The sequence below is a fragment of the uncultured Marivita sp. genome (genome assembly GCF_947488135.1).
In the GTDB taxonomy this organism is placed as follows: Bacteria; Pseudomonadota; Alphaproteobacteria; order Rhodobacterales; family Rhodobacteraceae; genus Marivita.
Window position 1 is genome coordinate 846,945 of record NZ_CANKYW010000001.1, and the last position, 19,160, is coordinate 866,104.

Annotated in this window: 14 protein-coding genes; 6 read left to right on the forward strand and 8 right to left on the reverse strand. The window is 64.2% G+C overall.

Annotated elements, in window-relative coordinates:
- Positions 1 to 4: 4 nt before the first annotated feature.
- The 6 genes from Q1B16_RS04295 to acs form a co-directional block, all read right to left on the reverse strand.
- The gene (locus Q1B16_RS04295) at positions 5 to 505 is read right to left on the reverse strand and encodes a hypothetical protein (RefSeq protein WP_299784982.1); all 501 of its coding nucleotides are present in this window, start codon (positions 503 to 505) and stop codon (positions 5 to 7) included.
- Between the two features lie 25 nt (positions 506 to 530).
- Positions 531 to 2,354 (reverse strand): DUF294 nucleotidyltransferase-like domain-containing protein, encoded by a 1,824-nt coding sequence (locus Q1B16_RS04300; protein WP_299784983.1) that lies wholly within the window; start codon positions 2,352 to 2,354, stop codon positions 531 to 533.
- Positions 2,355 to 2,453: 99 nt separating this feature from the next.
- Complete coding sequence (locus tag Q1B16_RS04305; protein ID WP_299784984.1) at positions 2,454 to 4,232, reverse strand: sodium:solute symporter family protein; 1,779 nt, start codon at positions 4,230 to 4,232, stop codon at positions 2,454 to 2,456.
- Between the two features lie 5 nt (positions 4,233 to 4,237).
- Entirely contained in the window at positions 4,238 to 4,522 is a 285-nt protein-coding gene (locus tag Q1B16_RS04310; protein WP_299784985.1) for a DUF4212 domain-containing protein, read from the reverse strand.
- A gap of 91 nt (positions 4,523 to 4,613) precedes the next feature.
- Entirely contained in the window at positions 4,614 to 5,300 is a 687-nt protein-coding gene (locus tag Q1B16_RS04315) for an adenylate kinase (RefSeq protein ID WP_299784987.1), read from the reverse strand.
- A 5-nt stretch (positions 5,301 to 5,305) separates the two neighbouring features.
- A complete protein-coding gene (gene acs / locus Q1B16_RS04320; protein ID WP_299784988.1) occupies positions 5,306 to 7,279 on the reverse strand; it encodes an acetate--CoA ligase in 1,974 nt (657 codons plus the stop codon).
- A gap of 470 nt (positions 7,280 to 7,749) precedes the next feature.
- On the opposite strand from acs, the gene ade reads away from it, so the two are divergent.
- On the forward strand, positions 7,750 to 9,453 hold the full coding sequence (gene ade, locus Q1B16_RS04325) for an adenine deaminase (protein ID WP_299784989.1): 1,704 nt from the start codon (positions 7,750 to 7,752) through the stop codon (positions 9,451 to 9,453).
- Between the two features lie 119 nt (positions 9,454 to 9,572).
- Here the strand turns inward: ade and Q1B16_RS04330 are convergent, their stop codons facing one another.
- Entirely contained in the window at positions 9,573 to 10,448 is an 876-nt protein-coding gene (locus Q1B16_RS04330; protein ID WP_299784990.1) for a LysR family transcriptional regulator, read from the reverse strand.
- 105 nt (positions 10,449 to 10,553) lie between these two features.
- On the opposite strand from Q1B16_RS04330, the gene Q1B16_RS04335 reads away from it, so the two are divergent.
- Together Q1B16_RS04335 and Q1B16_RS04340 are read left to right on the forward strand one after the other, a co-directional pair.
- Entirely contained in the window at positions 10,554 to 12,107 is a 1,554-nt protein-coding gene (locus Q1B16_RS04335; protein WP_299784991.1) for a proton-conducting transporter membrane subunit, read from the forward strand.
- 32 nt (positions 12,108 to 12,139) lie between these two features.
- Positions 12,140 to 14,530, forward strand: coding sequence for a DUF2309 domain-containing protein (locus Q1B16_RS04340; protein WP_299785988.1), 2,391 nt, complete (start codon positions 12,140 to 12,142; stop codon positions 14,528 to 14,530).
- A gap of 114 nt (positions 14,531 to 14,644) precedes the next feature.
- On the opposite strand, the gene aroA is transcribed toward Q1B16_RS04340, so the two are convergent.
- Positions 14,645 to 15,907 carry a 3-phosphoshikimate 1-carboxyvinyltransferase gene (gene aroA, locus Q1B16_RS04345; protein WP_299784992.1) on the reverse strand — a complete coding sequence of 421 codons (1,263 nt, stop codon included), beginning with the start codon at positions 15,905 to 15,907 and terminating at the stop codon, positions 14,645 to 14,647.
- Positions 15,908 to 16,053: 146 nt separating this feature from the next.
- Here aroA and Q1B16_RS04350 point away from each other — a divergent pair, with 146 nt between their 5' ends.
- From Q1B16_RS04350 to arsJ, 3 genes are read left to right on the forward strand one after another with little or no spacing between them, the layout of a single operon-like run.
- On the forward strand, positions 16,054 to 16,899 hold the full coding sequence (locus tag Q1B16_RS04350; RefSeq protein ID WP_299784993.1) for a helix-turn-helix domain-containing protein: 846 nt from the start codon (positions 16,054 to 16,056) through the stop codon (positions 16,897 to 16,899).
- Positions 16,896 to 17,894, forward strand: a complete 999-nt coding sequence (locus tag Q1B16_RS04355; protein ID WP_299784994.1) for an ArsJ-associated glyceraldehyde-3-phosphate dehydrogenase — start codon at positions 16,896 to 16,898, stop codon at positions 17,892 to 17,894. Before Q1B16_RS04350 ends, Q1B16_RS04355 begins: the two co-directional genes overlap by 4 nt.
- Positions 17,891 to 19,153, forward strand: coding sequence for an organoarsenical effux MFS transporter ArsJ (gene arsJ / locus Q1B16_RS04360; RefSeq protein WP_299784995.1), 1,263 nt, complete (start codon positions 17,891 to 17,893; stop codon positions 19,151 to 19,153). Before Q1B16_RS04355 ends, arsJ begins: the two co-directional genes overlap by 4 nt.
- Positions 19,154 to 19,160: the final 7 nt, after the last annotated feature.

A 19,160-nucleotide genomic window follows, 5' to 3' on the forward strand; every position in this document is an offset into this window, starting at 1 on the left:
CGCGTCACCCCCGGTCACAGACGCCGCTGACGATGGGATCGTCTGCGGTGGTGTCGCGCCATACCGGATCGCCGCCATCGCCGAAGGCAGGATCGGCCCTCTGGCCGGTCCGGCAGTTCACCATAAGCTCGACCGACTGAACGGTGCCCCAGCGACGGAAGAAATAGACGTCGGCCATGAAGAGGTTTTCGTCCTCGGAGTTGCTGCGCACATTGCCGGTATCCAGCGCGATGAAACGGTCGGTGTAGGGCGCGAGATAGGTCCACGGGCGATAGAAGGCGGTGCTGTCGGCGGTCTGCACCACCTGAAGACCCTCGGGCAGCGCCTCGGCCGTGCGGTCGAACCAGCTGTATTCGCTGCTGATCGTCACGGCCAGCATTGCCGCACCCGCCGCCACGGGGATGAGCCATTTGGGCACCCGACCGCCTGCCGCGCGCGAGACAAGCATCATCACACCGGCCCCGGCCACACCGGCCACGATCACCGCGATCAGTTCCAGAAACATCCAACGTCCTCCCAAACGATGCGGGTCAGCTTAACATGCCGCGCCCGTGTCCCACTGCCGATTGCAGCGACTTTATCACCACAAACGCATCCCGTAGATGACTTCGCTCAAAGTCCGACAGCGATGTCGGGCTCAGGAAGTTGTCCGGCACAACGCCCGCGCGGACCTGTTCGGCCTGATGCTCCAGCCGGGTCTCGGCGATGAGGTCATAGGCATCGCGCAGATCCTGTCCACCGGATTGGCTGAGCACGCCCGCCGCGATCGCCGCTTCGATCCGCGCCGCCGTGTTCACCGCGGTCAGCTTGCCCCGCAACGCGTAGATGCGGCCAAGGTCCACCACCGGCACCACGCCGTTGTGCTTGAGGTCGATCATGTTCTTGTGCTCGCCCGACCGGATCGTGGCGAAGCCGCGCAAGAGGCCCAGGGGCGGCGTGTGCTTGAGCGAGTTCGACACCATATGCGCGACGAAGATCGAATTGGCCGATGCGCGGCGCAGGGTTTCGGCCTGCAAATCCTCGAACAAAGCCTTCGTGCCGCCGATGGGGCGCAGGTCGAACATGACGCTGGCCAGCATCTGCGCCTCGGGCGACGGTGTCTTGATCCAGCCCGCGAAATAGTCGCGCCAGACGCGTACGGGCTGGCGCCATCGCGGGTTCGTGGCCATCATGTCGCCCGGGCAATAGACATAGCCGCAGGTATCCAGACCGTCGCAGACGAACCGGGCCAAGGCTTCGAAATAGGGCATGTCGGCGTCGGTCACGCTGTCGTCTAGGAAGAGGCAATTGTCCTGATCGCTGACGCCGGTCTGTTCCTGCCGCCCCTGGCTGCCGCAGGCGAGCCACAGATACGGCACCGGCGGTGCGCCAAGCTGCGCTTCGGCAAGGGCGAGAAGGCGGCGCGTCGCGGTGTCGGCGACGTCGGTGATGAGACGGGTGATGACCTCGTGCCGATTGCCGCCCGCCACGAGTTGCGCCAGCAGTTGCGGGATGCGGTGGGTGACTTTCGCCATCGCCTCGGCGCTGTCGGAATGCGCGATCTCGGACACCAGCTCGGCCGAGCTGACCGCCTGGAACCGCGTCAGATCGGTTTGCGTGACGATGCCCACAAGCTTGTCCGCCTGGCACACGGGGATATGCCCGATGCGGCGCTCCATCATCATGTGCAGAACGTCCGACCCGATGGCCGACGGGGGCAGGGTGACGGGATCGGGCGTCATCACGCGGGCGATGGGCGTGTCGAAGGGCAGGCCGTCCCCCACCACCTTGCCGGACAGATCGCGGATCGTGGCGATGCCCCGCAGCGCGTCGCCCTCGGCCACGCAGATCGACGACACATGCGCATCGCGCATCAGCCGTGCGGCGGTCTGAACATCGGTTTCGGGCGGGCAGGTCAGCGGCGATGTCGCCATCAGCGCCTCGACCCGGGTTGTGGCAAGGCTTGCCTTGTTCGGTTTTTCCATCCGGCTGCGGTTGAAAAAGCGCCGGAAGGCGGGGTCTTCGTTCATCGCCTGATGAAAGCGCGCAGCCGGAAGCAGCAGCAAGGTGCTGTCGGTTACGGCGCGGGCCGATGTCAGGCTGGCCCCGTCGCGCAAGAGACCCCGTTCCCCGAAGGAATTGCGCGGCCCCAGAAGCGAGATCGGAACATCGTGTTCGTCGCGGATCTCGACGTCGCCGGTGTAGACCACATACAGACCCGCAAGCGTGCTGCCGAGTTGATATACCTTGGCCCCCGCAGCGAAATCCTGCACGTCGATGGTTTCGATCAGCGTTTGCAGGGCGGCGGGTTCCATCGCGTCATAGGGATGGATCGCCGACAGGAACTGCGCAATCGACTGGGGATCAAGCGTCATTTCAGGGGTCCGTTCATCCAAGTAAAAAGTCCCGCCCCGGACAACCGGCGCGGGACCGCAGTGTCAGGTTGCGCCGCCGAAGCGACGCCTCCCGGTAGCTTAGTGGTCCTGAGCCGCGCCTGCACCCCGGGGGACGCGTACGCTTTCGACCAGCTCTTCGATTTCCTGCGGGATCGGCGATGTCATCTTCGACACGGTGAAGGCCACCGCGAAGTTGATGAGCGCGCCCACCGCGCCAAAGCTTGTCGACTGAACCGTGCCCAGAAGCGGGTTGGCATCGGTAAAGCTGTTGGTGTCGGGGATGAAGAACCAGCCCTTGTGCAGGAAGATGTAGATCAGCGTCACGATCAGACCGGAAAGCATCCCGGCCACGGCACCCTTGTTGTTCACCTTCGTGAAGATGCCCATCATCAGTGCCGGGAAGATCGACGCCGCCGCGAGACCAAAGGCCAAGGCCACGGTTTGCGCCGCAAAGCCCGGAGGGTTGAGACCCAGATAGGTCGCCACAGCGATTGCCACCGCCATCGCGATCCGCGCCGACAGAAGTTCGCCCTTCTCCGAGATGTTCGGGTTCAGCTGACCCTTGATCAGGTCGTGGCTCACTGCCGAAGAGATCGCGAGCAGAAGGCCCGCCGCCGTGGACAGGGCCGCCGCAAGGCCGCCTGCCGCCACGAGACCGATCACCCAACCGGGAAGGTTGGCAATCTCGGGGTTGGCCAGAACCAGGATGTCGCGGTTGAAGTTGGTCAGCTCGTTGCCTTCCCAGCCATTCGCCGCCGCGCGTTCCTGCATCGCCGGGTTCGCATCGTTGTAGTACTGGATGCGGCCGTCGCCGTTCTTGTCTTCCCAGCCCAGAAGGCCGGTCTGCTGCCACGTCGCCATCCAGTCATATGCCGGATCGGTTTCGATCTGCTCGACCGATACGGCCTCGCCGCCCGTGCCGTTGGGCCAGAACTGTTCGGTGATGTTGAGACGCGCCATCGCACCAACAGCCGGAGCCGTGAGGTAGAGCAGCGCGATGAAGACCAGCGCCCAGCCAGCGGACCAACGGGCGTCAGCCACGCGCGGCACGGTGAAGAAGCGCATGATCACGTGCGGCAGACCCGCCGTACCGATCATCAGCGACAGGGTGAAGAGCACCATGTTGAACGTGTCGCCGTGGTGGGCCGTGTACTCGTTAAAGCCAAGCTCGGCCACGATCTGGTCGAGCTTCGCCAGCAGCGGCTCACCGGATTCGACATTGCCGAAGAGACCCAGACCCGGGATCGGGTTGCCGGTCAGCTGGAGCGAGATGAAGACGGCCGGGATGGTGTAGGCCATGATCAGCACGACATATTGCGCCACCTGCGTGTAGGTCACGCCCTTCATGCCGCCGAACACCGCGTAGGCAAAGACCACACAGGCGCCGATCAGAAGACCTGCCGTGTTGCTGACTTCCAGGAAGCGGCCAAAGGCCACGCCCACGCCGGTCATCTGGCCGATGACGTAGGTGAGCGACGCCACCAGAAGGCTGATCACTGCGACCATGCGGGCGGTCGGGCTGTAGAACCGGTCGCCAATGAACTCGGAGACGGTGTATTTGCCGAACTTGCGCAGGTAGGGCGCCAGCAGCAGCGCCAGCAGCACGTAGCCACCGGTCCAGCCCATCAGGTAGGTGGAGTTGTCATAGCCGGTAAAGGCAATGAGACCCGCCATCGAGATGAAGCTTGCCGCCGACATCCAGTCGGCAGCGGTCGCCATGCCGTTGGTGACGGGGTGGATGCCGCGACCGGCGGCGTAGAATTCCGACGTGGAGCCCGCGCGGGCCCAGATCGCGATGCCGATATAGAGCGCGAAAGACGCGCCCACGAACAGCAGGTTGATGGTAAACTGATCCATGGCGCTTATTCCTCCTCGACGCCGTATTCACGGTCGAGCTTGTTCATCCGCCAGGCGTAGAAGAAGATCAGCGCCAGAAAGACGAGGATCGACCCCTGTTGGGCGAACCAGAACCCGATATCGGTGCCACCGACCTCGATGCCGGACAGCATGGGGCGCAGCAGGATGCCGAACCCGAATGAACAGATCGCCCAGATCACCAGGCTGATCAGAATGATGCGCACATTGGCCGACCAGTAGCCCGCATCGGACTTCTGACCAGCCTGCGCTGTTTGTGTGTGGTCCGCCATGGCGGCTCCTCCTCTTCCTCCGTTGGACGTGCCCCGGTCCGGGGGCACGAATTCCGTGTGGCGCGGCACCAGGGCCGCGATAGGCCACCGCTCAGGCGGTGGCGCGTCGAACGATGCCGCCGAGCGTTTCGGCGATCTCGTCAATGGCGCCCATCGCATCGACGCGGGCAAGCGCGCCCTGTGTGTCGTAGAATGCGATCAGCGGGGCTGTCTGGGCATGATATGCATCAAGCCGGGCTGCGACCGTTTCCGCGTTGTCATCCGCGCGGCGTTTGAAATCAGTGCCTTGGCACTTGTCGCATTGGCCTTTGGTCGTAGGCGCCTTGAACGTGTCGTGATAGCCTTCGCCGCAGGTGCCGCAAGTGAACCGGCCCGAAATCCGCTCCACCATCGCCGCATCGTCGACATCGAGGCTGATCGCCGCGTCGATCTTCTGGCCGGATTCGGCCAGCAGCGTATCGAGCGCCTCCGCCTGCACCGTGGTGCGCGGGAACCCGTCGAGGATCACGCCGCGCGCGCAATCGGGGTCGGCCAGCCGGTCGCGCAGGATCGCGATGACGATGTCGTCGCTGACCAGCTCACCGGCTTCCATGACCGCCTTGGCGGCATTGCCCGCATCGGTGCCTGCCGCCACGGCGGCGCGCAGCAGGTCGCCGGTGCTCAGTTGGACAAGGCCGAACTGCTCTTCCAGCATCCGGGCCTGCGTGCCTTTGCCGGCCCCCGGGGGGCCAAGCAGGATCAGGACAGGGGCGGTGGTGGGTGTCGTGCTTCCGTCCATCGTCATCACCCCTTGTTCATCCGGTTTTCGATGAGGTCATCGACGACGGAGGGGTCAGCGAGTGTGGATGTGTCGCCCAATGCGCCGTAGTCGTTTTCGGCGATCTTGCGCAGGATGCGGCGCATGATCTTGCCGGAGCGGGTTTTCGGCAGGCCAGGCGCCCATTGGATGAGGTCCGGCGACGCGATTGGGCCGATCTCGGTGCGGACCCAGGTGCGCAGCTCCTTGGTGAGCTCGTCGCTGGGCTCCACCCCGTTCATCAGGGTGACGTAGCAATAGATGCCCTGACCCTTGATGGCGTGCGGGTAGCCCACCACGGCGGCCTCGGCCACTTTGGCGTGCGCGACCAGCGCCGATTCCACCTCGGCCGTGCCCATGCGGTGGCCCGACACATTGATCACATCGTCCACACGGCCGGTGATCCAGTAATCCCCGTCGGCGTCGCGCTTGCAGCCGTCGCCCGAGAAGTAATAGCCCTTGTAGTCCGAGAAATAGGTCTTCTCGAACCGCTCGTGATCGCCCCAGACGGTGCGCATCTGTCCCGGCCAGCTGTCCTTGAGCGCCAGCACGCCCTCGGTCGGGGAGCTGTGGATCTCCTCGCCCGATTGCGGGTCGAGCACCACGGGCTGCACCCCGAAGAACGGCTTCATCGCAGCCCCCGGTTTGGTGGCATGCGCGCCCGGCAGCGGGGTCAGCAGGTGCCCGCCGGTTTCCGTCTGCCACCATGTATCGACGATCGGGCAGCGGCCCCCGCCCACCACGTCGTTGTACCAGTTCCACGCCTCGGGGTTGATCGGTTCGCCCACCGTGCCGAGGATTCGCAGGGAGCTTAGATCGCATTTCGTTACGAACTCGTTACCCTGGCCCATCAAGGCGCGGATGGCCGTCGGTGCGGTGTAGAACTGGTTAACGGAATGTTTCTCGCAGACCTGCCAGAAGCGCGACGCGTCCGGATAGGTCGGCACACCTTCAAACATCACGGTGGTCGCGCCATTGGCCAGCGGCCCGTAGACGATATAGCTGTGGCCGGTGACCCAGCCGACATCGGCGGTGCACCAGTAAACGTCGCCTTCATGATAATCGAAGGTAATTTCGTGGGTCAGGGCGGCGTAAACCAAATATCCACCACTTGAGTGCACAACCCCCTTGGGCTGACCGGTCGAGCCTGATGTGTAGAGGATGAAAAGGGGGTCTTCGGCATTCATTTCGGCAGGGGCGGAATAGTCATCCGCTTCCAGCGCCATCTCGTTGTAGTCGTAATCGCGGTCGGCGATCCAGGTGGTCTGGCCGCCGGTGCGCTTCACGACAAGGCATTTCACCGTGTCCTTGCAGTGCAGCAGGGCGGCATCGGCATTGGACTTGAGCGGCGTCTTGCGCCCGCCGCGCGGGGCTTCATCGGCGGTGATGACGACCTTGGCGTCGGACCCGTTGATGCGGGCGGACAGCGCGTCGGGCGAGAAGCCCGCGAAGACGATGGAGTGGATCGCCCCGATGCGGGCGCAGGCCAGCATGGCATAGGCGGCTTCGGGGATCATCGGCAGGTAGATCACCACGCGGTCGCCTTTGCGCACGCCCAGCGTTTCCAAGATATTGGCCATCTTGCAGACGCTGCGGTGCAGGTCGTTGTAGGTGATGTGCTTGGCCGGCTCGTTCGGATCGTCCGGCTCGAAGATGATCGCGGTCTGGTCGCCGCGCGTCTCAAGGTGCCGGTCGACGCAGTTCGCCGCCACGTTCAGCGTGCCATCGGCGAACCAGTTGATCTTGACCCGTCCGAGGGTGAAATCGACATCCTTCACCTGCGTCGGCGCCTTCATCCAGTCCAGACGCTCCGCAGCCTCCGCCCAGAACCCCTCCGGATCGGACACCGACCGCGCATACATCTCCTCGTAACGCGACGCATCGACATGGGCTTTCGCAACCAAATCCGCCGAAGGCGGGTACACAGCTGTGCCGTCATTGGTGGTGGTTTGATCGTTCATGGTGTTTGTCTCCCCTCACGCCACCCGATCCTCCTCGGGCGTTTCAGACTGCGATCACAGACGTGTTATCGCGACTTGGCGTGATCATACGCGAAGCTGAAAACAAATAAATAACTGAATAAAAAACAGTGAGTTAGTTGTAAATATTTTTCAAAGCGCAACGAAAATACGTAAATAAATTTACCCTACGTTACGTAACGTCCTCAAAAACAAGGCAAGTTCAAGGCACCGCTTTTGCCACCGTTTGCGGTAACCGCGGCAGGCGGACGCAGGTCATGCGGCCCCGCTCCGGGTGTGACATATTGATCCGGTATGCCGTTGTATGCCGTTTTGGTGCCCGCAATTTGGGCGGCGCGCATGTTTTGACGCCAAAAACCGTGCACTGAGTCGTTAGCGCTCACGAGACCGGGCTTGGTTGCCCCACCGCACATGGCATAGACTGAACCGAACCCGAAGGAGCGCCCCTCGCCATGTCCCACCAAAGCCCCCTGGACCGCCGGATCGCCGTAGGACGCGGTGATGCCCCCGCCGATCTCGTGTTGCGCGGGGCACAGGTGCTGGATCTCGTCACCGGCGACCTGCTGACCGGTGACGTCGCCATCTGCGACGGGGTGATCGCGGGCACGTGCGGGACGTATGACGGGGCCGAGGTTCGGGACATGACGGGCCTGATCCTCGTGCCCGGCTTCATCGACACCCATCTGCATATCGAAAGTTCGCTGGTCACGCCGTTCGAATTCGACCGCTGCGTCGCGCCGCACGGGATCACCACCGCCACCTGCGACCCGCACGAGATCGCCAACGTGATCGGCGCGGCGGGCATCCGGTACTTTCAGAAGGCAAGCGCGCACACGTTGATGGACATCCGCGTGCAATTGTCGTCCTGCGTGCCGTCGACGCACATGGAAACCGCCGGGGCCGAATTGCTGGCCGCCGATCTGGCCGCGCTGCGGGGGCACCCTTCGGGCATCGGGTTGGCGGAGTTCATGAACTATCCCGGTGTGATCCATCGCGATCCTCAGGTGATGGAGAAACTGCACCTCTTCGAGGGCGGCCATATCGACGGTCATTGTCCGCAGCTTCGGGGCATGGACCTCAACGCGTATGTCGCGGCGGGCATTTCCACGGAGCACGAGGCGACGACGGCGGAGGAGGCGCGCGAGAAGTTGCAGAAGGGAATGCGCGTACTGATCCGGGAAGGGTCGGTGTCGAAAGACCTGCACGCGCTGCAACCGCTGCTGACGGAACGCACGTCGCCGTATATGTGCTTGTGCACCGATGACCGAAACCCGCTCGATATCGCCGAGGAGGGGCATCTGGATCACATGATCCGCACGCTGATTTCGCTTGGCACACCGCCACTGGCCGCCTATCGCGCGGCGTCGCTGTCGGGGGCCGAGGCGTTCGGGCTGAAGGATCGGGGCCTCATCGCGCCGGGCAAGCGCGCCGATATCGTGGCGGTCGGATCGCTGGAGGCGTGTGACGTGCGCGCCGTGTTCTGCGCAGGGGTAGAAGCGACCGCAGAGAATTTTACCAAGCGATCAAAAATCGCGCCCGTGGGCAGAGGTTCGGTGCACGCGCCACATCTCACGCCCGAGGATTTCCGCGCCAAAGCCAACCGGGCCGAGACGGATGTGATCGGCATTGTCGAGGGCAAGATCATCACCGAACACCTGCACGAAGAGATCCCGGTCGAGGATGGCGACAAGCGCCCCGATCCCGCGCGCGATCTGGTCCGTATCGCGGTGGTCGAACGACATGGGCTGAACGGCAACATCGCGACGGGCTTCGTGCGCGGCTTCGGGTTGCAGCGGGGGGCCATCGCCTCGACCGTGTGCCACGACCACCACAACATCGCCTGCGTGGGGGTCGATTACGCCGACATGGCGCTGGCCGCGAACCGGCTGTCCGAGATCGAGGGCGGCTTCGTCGTGGCCGCCGGGGGCAAAGTGCTGGCGGAATTGGCGCTGCCGGTGGCCGGGCTGATGAGCCTTGAGCCGTTCGAGGAGGTGCATGACCGGTTGGTCGATCTACGCGCGGCCGCAAAGGGGCTGGGGGTGACGCTGAATGAGCCGTTCCTGCAACTGGCGTTTCTCGCCTTGCCGGTCATCCCGGCGCTCAAGATCACGGATCGGGGCATGGTCGATGTGACCAAGTTCGAGATCATTCCTTGAGTTACAGGATCGGCCCGAGACGCTTGCGTTTCGGGCATGTGCCCGCCCGCCCCAAGGCGGGCGCATTCGCGCCCACCCGGTCGGGCGCATGCCCTGTGTTGGCGCGCAGTTGAAGGTGACTACCTCCCAGCCGCCTCAAGCAACTCCTTGACCAGCGGGTTCGGATAGCGGCGGTCGAGCGTGACCGCGTAGAACAACTCGTGCAGGTCCAGCATCGCCGCCTGTACCAGCTCGCCGCGCGCCAGTTCGTCCTGCACCACGATGGGCGGCACCACGGCAAGCCCGGTTCCGCGCAGGGCCAGAAGGCGGATCATCGCCATGTCATCGACCTCGGCGGCGATGATCGGTTTGGCCTGAACGCGCGACAGCAGCGTGTCGAAGGCGTTGCGGATCTGGGTGTCGCGGGTGGGCAGGATCAGGGGTTGTTCCGCCACCAGCGCCTCGAACGGGCGGTTGCCCTGTACGCGGTCCGGGGTCCCGAACAAGCCCACGGTCTGGTCCGCGAGCTTTTGCGTCAGGTACGGGCTGATCGCGTCGCGCGCGGGGGGCGTGTTGGTCAGCACCACGTCGAGATTGAGCGCATCGAGCGCGGCATAAAGTTCCGCCGCGCTGCCCGAGCGCAGGATCACCTCGACATCCGGGCGGCCCAGTACCGGCTCAAGGAAGGTGATCTGAAAGTTGCGCGACAGGGTGGAGAGCGCGCCGACGCGGAGCGCGCGGGCCGGGCGGGCGGTTTCGCGCAGCGTGTCGAGCAGTTCTTCCCCGGCGGCAAAGATCGTGTCGGCATGATCCAGCGCGATGCGCCCCGCCTCGGTCAGATGCAGCGCGCGGCCCCGCCGTTCGAACAGGGCCTGGCCGATCCGTTCTTCCAACTGCTTGATCTGAGACGACAAAGCCGATTGCGACAGGTTCAGCCGCTCGGCCGCGCGGGTCAGGTTTCCGTCATGCGCGACGGCCCAGAAATATCGCAGGTGGTGATAATTCAAGTCCGACATTCGTTCTGTTTAATCGAACGATTATGCTCAAACAATGTATTTTTATTCACCAAAGCTGCGCGCTAGGTCCCCACGCAAGATCACCACCTGTTTGGAGACCGCATCATGATCACGAGTTTGCCGCTTCTGGCCCCGGCCATTTTTGCCCTCATCGGCCTCGTCTACATGCGTGGCGACATGGCGCGCGGATCGGGGCTGCTGCGTCTAGGCGAATATGCCGGGCTTGCGGCGATGGTCGTGTCGCTGGGGGCGCTGGGGCTTTTGATCCGTGACGGATCGGCCACCAGCCCGCTGATCGGTGCCGCCGAGATGGGGTTCGCCGCGCGCATCGACGCGGTGAGTGTGACGATGCTGATGCTCGTCAGCTTTATCGGCTGGGTCGTGATGCGCTTTGCGGTCACCTACACCGACGGCGAAGCCAACCAGACGCGGTTTCTGGGCTGGCTGAGCCTTGGCCTCGCGTCGGTTCTCCTGCTGGTGACCGCGGGCAACCTAATCCAGTTGATCCTCGGCTGGGGCGCGGTGGGGCTGTGCGTCAACCGGCTCTTGCTGACTTACCCGGAACGGGCGGCGGCGCAGCGGGCGGCGCGGAAGAAAGCGCTGTGCTCGGCGGCCTCGGATGCAGGGCTGATCCTTGGCGCCTTCGCGCTGGCCGTAGCGTATGGCACCGCAGATATCGCGACGATCATCGAAGCGGCACGTGCGGGCGAAGGCGGCGGGGCAGCGCTGTTCGCGGCTGGCCTGCTGGCGATTTCGGCGCTGTTCAAATCGGCGCAGGTGCCGACGCATGGCTGGCTGACCGAGGTGATGGAGGCACCGACGCCGGTATCGGCCCTGCTGCACGCAGGTGTGGTGAACGCGGGGGGTTTCCTTCTCATTCGCTTCGCGGACGTGTTGTTGCTGGCCCCCGGTGTGTTGTCGGTGCTGGTGATGGTCGGCGGGTTTTCGGCCATCTTCGGCGGGTTGGTGATGCTCACGCAGCCGTCGGTCAAGACGTCGCTCGCGTGGTCCACCGTGGCGCAGATGGGGTTCATGATCCTGCAATGCGGGCTTGCGTTGTTCCCGCTGGCGCTGCTGCACATCGTGGCGCATTCGCTTTACAAGGCGCACGCGTTCCTTGCCTCTGGTGGTGCCGTGGCACAAGTGGCGTCGATCCGGCGGCCCGGCCCGGTGGCGATCCCGAACGGCAAGGCGGTGCTCAAGGCCTTCGCGCTTGCACTGGCGATCTACGGAACCATCGGGCTGTTGCTGGGCATCGACGGGAAGTCGGCTCAGGCCATCGCGCTGGGTGCGGTGCTGGTGATGGGGGTGGCCTATCTCTTGGCGCAAGGTCTGGCGGATCACGCGCCAGAGGTTCTGACCCGGCGCATGGCGGTCTATTCGGTGGCCACCACGCTGAGCTATTTCGCGCTGCAATCCATCGCCATTTGGCTGACCACCGGTGCCTTACCCGCGACCCCGGCCCCCGGACCGCTGCAATGGGCGCTCATGGTGCTGACCATCCTCAGCTTCGGCACCGTGGCGCTGGCACAGGCGACCTTCCCCAACTGGGCGACCCATCCGGCGGCCCAGGGCCTTCGGGTGCATCTTTCGAACGGCTTTTACCTCAACGCGGTGTTTGACCGGCTGACAGGCGGCTGGGCCGCGCGGTCGCGGTGATGGACAGGACAGGAGATCAGGACATGCTGACAATGGTTGAACGGTTCTCTGGCCCCGCGCTCGAGATCATGGCGGGTGCCAAGAACGCCGCCGCGCATATCCCGCCGCTCTGGTCGCTTGAGGCGACGGTGGCGGTGAACCCCTATGTCGGGCAGGCGGGCGAGCCGTTGCAGATGGCTGCCGCCCGTTTGGCGCGGGTGGCGGGTGTGCGGACCGTGCCGGAGCGCGCGCATTTCAAGGCGAAGTTCGACGCTGGGGATCTAAGCGTGGCGGACCTTGAGGCAGGGCTGGCCGATGTGCCAGACCTGACGGCGACGGTCGAAGACCTGATCGCGGCGATGGATCGCGAGCCGCTCGCGCGGCAGACGCTGCCGACGCTGGCCGATCTGGCCGAAGAGGTGTCGGACATCAACTGGCCCGATTTCGTGGCCGAACGGATCGGTCATTGGGCGGGCGGACATTACGACACCGGGCAGGCGCTTTGGCCTGCGCCCAAGACACGGGCGTGGCTGTCGTGGCGGTCCTTTGCGCAGCGCGATCTGACACCCGAGATCTTCGGCCTGACCGGGTTTGCGAGCCGCGTTGCAGGAATGTCCATGTCGGCACGCGGTGCGCTGACCAAATGCGCCGAGGAGATGGGGATCACGGCGGATGCCTGCGAAAGCTATTTCCACACGCTCTTGATGCGCTTGGGCGGCTGGGCGCAGCTTGCCTCGGGCGAGGCGTTTCGTGCGAACCTCAAGGGCGAGGGCAACAACGACATCACCGATCTTCTGACGGCGAAGCTGGTGTTCGAGGCGGCGCTGTTGGCGCGCTATAAGGACAAGATCGGCGCGCGGTGGAAAGAGGTGCTCGAGGCGCACGCAAAGCCCATCGTGCCGAGTGAGGACGATCTGATCGACGCGGCCCTTCAGGCGGCGGCGGATCACGCTGCGGCACGCGCGCTGGACGAGACTTTGGCGCAGCCGGGGTCGGCCAAGCACGATGCGCCGAACGTGCAGGCCGCGTTCTGCATCGACGTGCGCTCCGAAGTGTTCCGCCGTGCGCTGGAAGCCTCTGGCGACGGGATCGAGACCATCGGCTTTGCCGGGTTCTTCGGCATCGCAGCGGCGCATCATGGCTTTGCCTCCGACGTGGAGGAAACGCGAGGTCCGGTGCTGATCAATCCGGGCGCCACATCCGCGGCCACCGATCCGCAGGACAGCGACATGCTGACCCGCGTCGCCAAACGGGTGACGCGGGCTTGGGGCCGGTTCCGGCTGGCGGCGGTGTCCAGCTTTGCCTTCGTCGAGGCGACGGGACCGCTTTACCTGGGCAAGCTGGTACGGGATTCACTGGCGCAAAGACATCCGAGCCTTGGCAATGATCCGGTGCCCGCCTTGTCTGACAACCTGTCGGTCGCGGATCGGGTGGGGATGGCGGCGGCGATCCTGTCGGGCATGTCGCTCAAGCATGGTTTCGGAAAAGTCGTTCTGCTCGCCGGTCACGGCGCGGGTGTGGTCAACAATCCGCATGCCAGCGCGCTGCAATGCGGCGCGTGTGGTGGGCATGCGGGCGATGTCAACGCACGGCTCGCGGCCAACCTGCTGAACGATCCAGAGGTGCGTGTGGGGCTTGTGGACAAGGGGATCGAGGTGCCTGCGGAGACCGTGTTCCTTGCCGGTCTGCACGACACGGTCACGGATGAGGTAAAGCTCTACGAGGACGACCTGCCCGCCGGGCATACGCAGGCGGCCACGATTGCGTCGCTCAAGCAGGCGTTGAAGCTGGCGGCAAAGGCGACGCGGAGCGAACGGTCGGCGCGCCTGCCACGCGCGACGGATGCGGCGGCGATGATCGAACGCGCCCGGGACTGGTCGGAAACCCGGCCCGAATGGGGGTTGGCCGGCTGTTCCGCCTTTATCGCGGCCCCCCGGTCACGGACAGCGGGGCGGAGCCTGAGCGGGCGGTCCTTCCTGCACACCTATGACTGGCGGCAGGACAGCAATTTCCAGGTGTTGGAGTTGATCCTGACCGCACCCGTGGTCGTGGCAAGCTGGATCAGCCTTCAGTATTACGGGTCCTCCGTTGCGCCGGATGCGTTCGGCGCGGGCAACAAGCTCTTGCACAACGTCACCGGCGGGATCGGCGTGGTTGAGGGCAATGGCGGCGTGCTGCGCGGCGGATTGCCGTGGCAGTCGGTGCATGACGGGGAAAAGTTCATGCATGATCCCCTGCGCCTGTCCGTTGCGGTGGAAGCCCCGCGCGAGGCGATCAGTGAGATCCTGAAACGGCACGAGGGTGTGGCGGCGTTGTTCGACAACGGCTGGCTGAAGCTTTTTGCGATGGATGATGAGGGCCGGTTGGGCTGGCGCTATACGGGAAAGGGCGATTGGGTCTCGCTTCGCGGGGGCGAAGCTGCGGCGCAGATCGCGGCCGAGTGACGATTTAGGAGCGAGGTTTTGCCCGGTGGGAAGCACCGGGCAGCGCCGACCCGCCCCCACGGGGCGGCGCTTTCAGCACCACCCCTCGGGCCGTCGCTGCCCTTATCTCTCTGATCAGCCTTCTTCGATCTCCACCTCAACCCCGAGCCCGCGCAGCACGTCCCAATAATTGGGGAACGTCTTGGACACGCAGTAGGGGTCTTCGATCCGCACGCCCTCGACCTTCATCGCGGCGAGGGCAAAGCACATGGCGATGCGGTGATCGGCATGGCTGTCGATGAGGCCGGTGCTGACGTGATCGGTCAGGGCGGGGTCTGCGTGGACGATGAGGTCATCGCCCTCGACCGTCGCCAGACCGGGGCGCACCTGTTCCAGCCCTTTATGCACCGCGTCGATCCTGTCGCATTCCTTGACGCGGAGGTTCTCGATCCCGGTGAAGCGCACGGGTGTCTCGTTGAACGCGGCCAGAACCGCCAGCGTCGGGATGGCGTCCTGCATTTGCGATCCGTCGATCTCGGCCGGCATGTGCGGGAAGGCGGCGATCATGTCATGGGCCTTGGCGTCGGGCTGGTTCATGTCGCCGGGGGCGGTGCCGATGTCGATGGCGCCACCGGTCAGCGCCTCGGCGGCCCAGAGATAGGTCGCGGCGCTGGCATCGGGTTCGACGTGATAATTGGTAGCGGTGTAGCCGCCGGGAGCCACGATGATCTGGTTTTCGGACGGGAACGACACCGACGCGCCGAAGGCGCGCATCACGGCGGCGGTGATGTGCAGGTATCCCACAGCGCCGATCTTGCCGCCGCCTATGGTGATGCGGGTCTCGCCGTCGCCCATCGCGGCGAGCATCATGATGGCCGAGATATACTGGCTCGACAGCTTGCCACTGACCTCGATCTTGCCGCTTTGGAACGTGCCGGTGCCCTTGACGGTCACGGGCGGGCAGCCTGTCTCGGACGTTGCCTGCACACCCATCGCCTGCAACGTGTCCAACAGGGGTGCGATGGGGCGCTTCTGCATGTGTTCGTCCCCGGTCACGATTGTGGTTCCGGGCGCGAGAGCCACAGCAGCGGTCAGGAAGCGGGTCGCCGTGCCTGCATTGCCGAGGAAAAGCGGTTCCCTGGCGGCGTGCAGCGTCCCTGAGCCGGTGACTTCGACCGTGGTTTCGTCCACCTCGGTGATGCCCACAGCCATCGCGCGCAGGGCTTCCATCATGTAATGCGTGTCGTCGCTGCGTAGGATGCCGGTGAGACGGCTGGTGCCGCGTGCCAGACCGGCCACCAGCAACGCCCGGTTCGTCACGGATTTAGAGCCGGGCAAAGTCACCCTGCCCACCAGAGGTTGGCTCACGGGGGTGATGCGGGCGATGGGCAGCGGCATGGCGGGTCCTCCGGTCGGGCGGTCAGATGCGGGTTTACGGGTTTTGCCGCGCGTCGCAATCCGAAACTCCGGTCAGCGGGGGCTCAGCCGAAGTCACGCTGCAAAGAACTCATTGACACACCAAATATTTCTATTATTCACGAATTATGGAAATAAGAATCGCCTCACAACTCTCGACCCTCGGCCATCCGCAACGGCTGGCCATCTTCCGGATGCTGATGCGCCGGATGCCCGATCATGTGCCAGCCGGGGAAATCTCGACCGCGCTGGATATCAAGCCGTCCACGCTGTCGGCCTATCTGTCGAACCTGCTGGATGCCGGATTGCTGAGCCAGACGCGGGTGGGGACATCTCTTCGTTACAGTGTGAACGTATCGAACGTGCAGGGGATGCTGGATTTTCTCCTGCTGGATTGTTGTCGTGGCAGGCCGGATATGTGCAGCCCGCTTGCCACCGCTTTTGCACAAGGAAAGCGTGATATGCCATTGGACAGGTTCAAGGTACTTTTCATCTGTACTGGTAATTCCGCACGGTCGATTTTCGCCGAGACGATCCTTCGGGATATGGCGGGCGATCGCTTCGAGGTCTACTCGGCTGGCACCAGACCGTATTCGGAATTGAACCCGTTGGCCGTGGAGGTGCTGCGCCAGAAGGGGCACGACGTGTCGGCGTTGCGGGCGAAGAACGTGCAGGAATTCATGCAACCGGACGCGCCGGTGTTCGATTTCGTCTTCACGGTGTGCGACCAGGCCGCCAACGAGGAGTGCCCGGCATGGTCCGGTCAGCCAGTGAGCGCGCATTGGGGCATGTCTGACCCGGTCAAGGCGACGGGGTCCGACGCGGAGCGCAGCCTGGCATTCCACGCCGCCTACGGTGCGCTGCGCAATAGGATCAGCGTGTTCACCGCGCTTCCGATGGCGACGCTCGACCGGATTTCGCTGCAAAAGGCCGTCGATACCATCGGACAGATGACAGAGGACCAAAACGCATGACCACTTACGCACTCAACGGGCTTGGCCGCATCGGCAAGCTGGCGCTGAAACCTTTGTTGGAGCGGGGCGCCAAGATCGCGTGGATCAACGACGCGGTGGGCGACCCGGCGATGCACGCGCATCTGTTCGAGTTCGACACGGTGCATGGCCGTTGGGATGCCGACTTCGCGCATGACGCGGACAGCATCACGGTTGACGGGGTGCGGTTGCCGTTTATCGGCACTTCGGAACTGTCGAAATTGCCGATGGACGGTGTGGATGTCGTGATCGACTGCACCGGCGTTTTCAAATCGGAGGCGAAGATCGCGCCCTATTTTCAAATGGGAGCGAAGAAAGTCGTGGTTTCGGCCCCGGTCAAGGAAGGGCCGACGGCGAATATCGTCTACGGGGTGAACGATGGCATTTACGATCCTGAGAAACATGACATCGTGACGGCAGCCAGTTGCACCACCAATTGCCTCGCCCCGGTTGTGAAGGTGTTGCACGAGGCCATCGGGATAAGCCACGGATCAATCACCACAATCCATGATGTGACGAACACACAAACCATCGTGGACCGCCCGGCCAAGGACCTGCGCCGCGCCCGGTCGGCGCTCAATTCGCTGATCCCGACGACCACAGGCAGCGCCACGGCAATCACCCTGATCTATCCCGAACTGAAGGGGCGCTTGAACGGCCACGCGGTGCGGGTACCGCTGCTCAACGCATCGCTGACCGATTGCGTGTTCGAGATGAACCGCGCCACGACCGTGGAAGAGGTCAACGCGCTGTTCAAGGCGGCGGCGGAGGGGCCTTTGAAGGGCATCCTCGGCTATGAAGAACGGCCTTTGGTGTCCACCGATTATACAAACGACACGCGGTCGAGCATTGTCGATGCGCCCTCCACGATGGTCGTCAACGGCACGCAGGTGAAGGTCTATGCCTGGTACGACAACGAGATGGGCTATGCGCACCGCTTGGTGGATGTGGCGCTGATGGTCGGGGAACGGTTGTGAGCAAACCCGAGGGTCTGTCCGCCTATATCGCCGTGACGGCCGCGTATTGGGCGTTCATGCTGACCGATGGCGCGCTGCGGATGTTGGTGCTGCTCCATTTTCACACGCTGGGATTTTCGCCGGTGCAACTGGCCTATCTCTTCGTGCTGTACGAGGTCGCGGGCATGGTGACGAATCTCAGCGCAGGCTGGATCGCGGCGCGGTTCGGGTTGACGGCGACGCTTTATGCGGGGCTTGGGTTGCAGGTGGTGGCCTTGCTGGCGCTGGCGCAACTGGATCCGACATGGGCCATTGCCAGTTCGGTTGCCTTTGTCATGTGCGTGCAGGGCGCGTCGGGGGTGGCGAAGGATTTGGCCAAGATGTCGTCGAAATCGGCGGTGAAGCTGTTGGCCCCGACCGAGGGCGGCGGGCTATTCCGCTGGGTCGCCGTTCTGACCGGGTCGAAAAACGCGGTGAAGGGTGTGGGCTTCCTGCTGGGCGCGGCTTTGCTCGCGACGCTGGGATTTGTCGCGGCGGTCTATGCGATGGCGGCGGTGCTCGCAGTGATCCTGCTGGCGATCGTGGTCTTCATGCCGTCTGGCCTGCCCAAGGGGCGCAAGGGCGCGAAATTCTCCGAGGTGTTCTCCAAATCCGCCAACGTGAACTGGCTGTCGGCGGCGCGGGTGTTCCTCTTCGGGGCGCGCGACGTGTGGTTCGTCGTGGGCATCCCGATCTATTTCTACGCCGTGCTGTCGGACGGCACGACCGAGGGCAACCGCGCGGCATTCTTCCTGATCGGGACGTTCATGGCGGTGTGGATCATCCTCTACGGGATCGTGCAGGCGAACACGCCACGGTTTTTGCAAGCGGCGACGCGTACCGAGGGTGCGTTGATCGCGGATGCAAGAAAATGGGCGCTGCTGCTGCTGGCGGTGCCGGTCGCTTTGACCGTCGCGGCGGTCCTGTCGCCTGAACCACAAGCTTGGCTGACCGTGACGCTGGTCGTCGGACTGCTCGTCTTCGGGGCGGTCTTCGCGGTCAACTCGGCGCTGCATTCCTACCTGATCCTGGCGTTCACACAGAATGAACGCGTGACGATGGATGTGGGGTTCTACTACATGGCCAACGCGGGCGGGCGGCTCTTGGGCACCGTTTTGTCGGGGCTCAGCTACCAGATCGGTGGTCTGCCGCTCGTCTTGGGCACGGCATCGGTGATGGTGGCGCTGTCGGCGCTGGCGGCGGGGCGGTTGCGCGCGGATGGCGTGGCGCAGGCTGTCTAGGCAGCCT

What these genes read in the sequence shown, in the direction of transcription:
- Q1B16_RS04315 (WP_299784987.1), bottom strand. Translation starts at nt 5,300, where the DNA reads ATGGACGGAAGCACGACACCCACCACCGCCCCTGTCCTGATCCTGCTT.
- Q1B16_RS04340 (WP_299785988.1), top strand. Translation starts at nt 12,140, where the DNA reads ATGGTTGAACGGTTCTCTGGCCCCGCGCTCGAGATCATGGCGGGTGCC.
- Q1B16_RS04295 (WP_299784982.1), bottom strand. Translation starts at nt 505, where the DNA reads ATGTTTCTGGAACTGATCGCGGTGATCGTGGCCGGTGTGGCCGGGGCC.
- Q1B16_RS04330 (WP_299784990.1), bottom strand. Translation starts at nt 10,448, where the DNA reads ATGTCGGACTTGAATTATCACCACCTGCGATATTTCTGGGCCGTCGCG.
- Q1B16_RS04355 (WP_299784994.1), top strand. Translation starts at nt 16,896, where the DNA reads ATGACCACTTACGCACTCAACGGGCTTGGCCGCATCGGCAAGCTGGCG.
- Q1B16_RS04305 (WP_299784984.1), bottom strand. Translation starts at nt 4,232, where the DNA reads ATGGATCAGTTTACCATCAACCTGCTGTTCGTGGGCGCGTCTTTCGCG.
- Q1B16_RS04310 (WP_299784985.1), bottom strand. Translation starts at nt 4,522, where the DNA reads ATGGCGGACCACACACAAACAGCGCAGGCTGGTCAGAAGTCCGATGCG.
- ade (WP_299784989.1), top strand. Translation starts at nt 7,750, where the DNA reads ATGTCCCACCAAAGCCCCCTGGACCGCCGGATCGCCGTAGGACGCGGT.
- Q1B16_RS04300 (WP_299784983.1), bottom strand. Translation starts at nt 2,354, where the DNA reads ATGACGCTTGATCCCCAGTCGATTGCGCAGTTCCTGTCGGCGATCCAT.
- Q1B16_RS04350 (WP_299784993.1), top strand. Translation starts at nt 16,054, where the DNA reads ATGGAAATAAGAATCGCCTCACAACTCTCGACCCTCGGCCATCCGCAA.
- Q1B16_RS04335 (WP_299784991.1), top strand. Translation starts at nt 10,554, where the DNA reads ATGATCACGAGTTTGCCGCTTCTGGCCCCGGCCATTTTTGCCCTCATC.
- acs (WP_299784988.1), bottom strand. Translation starts at nt 7,279, where the DNA reads ATGAACGATCAAACCACCACCAATGACGGCACAGCTGTGTACCCGCCT.
- aroA (WP_299784992.1), bottom strand. Translation starts at nt 15,907, where the DNA reads ATGCCGCTGCCCATCGCCCGCATCACCCCCGTGAGCCAACCTCTGGTG.